Source organism: Streptomyces sp. P5F9, from assembly GCF_057961495.1.
In genome coordinates this window covers 1-1,207 of sequence record NZ_JBXVPZ010000942.1, presented here as the reverse complement: position 1 = coordinate 1,207, position 1,207 = coordinate 1, and the positions used below count along the sequence as shown (strand labels likewise).

Below are 1,207 nucleotides of genomic sequence, written 5' to 3'. Positions count from 1 at the left end.
GGGTGGGTGGAGGGGCGCTGGTCGGCGTCGTAGCCCCAGGCCTTGCGGACGACGCCGAAGTCGGTCCAGGTGTCGGTGAAGCGGGTGGCCTCGGTGAGGGTCTGGTAGCCCATGTACTCGGCGAAGGACTCGTTCAGCCAGATGTCGTCCCACCACTGGAGGGTGACGAGGTCGCCGAACCACATGTGGGCCATCTCGTGGGCGATGACCATGCCGCGGGTCTGGCGCTCGGTGTCGGTGACGGCGGAGCGGTAGATGAACTCGTCGCGGAAGGTGACAAGGCCGGGGTTCTCCATGGCGCCCGCGTTGAACTCGGGGACGAAGGCCTGGTCGTAGGAGTCGAAGGGGTAGGGCTCCTCGAACTTCTCGTGGTAGCGGTCGTAGCACTGGCGGGTGATGTCGAGGATCTCCTCGGCGTCCGCGTCGAGGTGGGGGGCCAGGGAGCGGCGGCAGTGGATGCCGAAGGGCAGGCCGCGGTGTTCGGTGCGGACGGAGTGCCAGGGGCCGGCGGCGACGGCGACGAGGTAGGTGGAGACGAGGGGGGTGGGGGCGGCCTGCCAGCGGCCTTCGCCGAGGTGTTCGGTGATGCCGTTGGAGAGGACGGTCCAGCCTTCGGGGGCCGTCACGGAGAGGTCGAAGACCGCTTTGAGGTCGGGCTGGTCGAAGGCGGCGAAGACGCGCTGGACGTCCTCCATGAAGAGCTGGGTATAGAGGTAGGTCTCGCCGTCGGTGGGGTCGGTGAAGCGGTGCATGCCTTCGCCTGTGCGGGAGTAGCGCATGCTCGCGTCGACGCGCAGTTCGTGCTCGCCGGCGGTGAGGCCGGGCAGCGGGAGCCGGTTCTCGACGAGGTGCTCGGGGTCGAGGGGGCGGCCGTCGAGGGTGACGGAGCGCAGCTCGGCGGGCTTGAGTTCGACGAAGGTGTCCGCGTCGGCACGAGCGGTGAACGCGATGACGGTGCGGGAGTCGAAGGTGTCTTCGCCCGTCGTCAGATCGAGTTCGATCGTGTAGCGGTGGACGTCGAGGAGCCTGGCACGGGTCTGCGCTTCGTCGCGCGTCAGTACGGACATGCAGGACATGCTGCCTGATGGCACTGACATGGCACAGGGGTGGTTCCGTACGCGGCTTATGTCCGGTCGGGCGCGGGTGCGGTGGCGGTGTTCTGGGCGTCGCGCTGGTAGGGCACGCGCGCGTCCGGGTGGGGCAGGGC

At 68.8% G+C, this 1,207-nt stretch carries 1 protein-coding gene; it reads right to left on the bottom strand.

Annotation, left to right across the window (positions count from 1 at the left end; translation table 11 throughout):
- Positions 1 to 1,076, bottom strand: a 1,076-nt coding sequence (locus AC31A1_RS51665; protein WP_489659952.1) for a M1 family aminopeptidase, incomplete at its 3' end; no start/stop codon positions are given.
- Positions 1,077 to 1,207 lie beyond the last annotated feature (131 nt).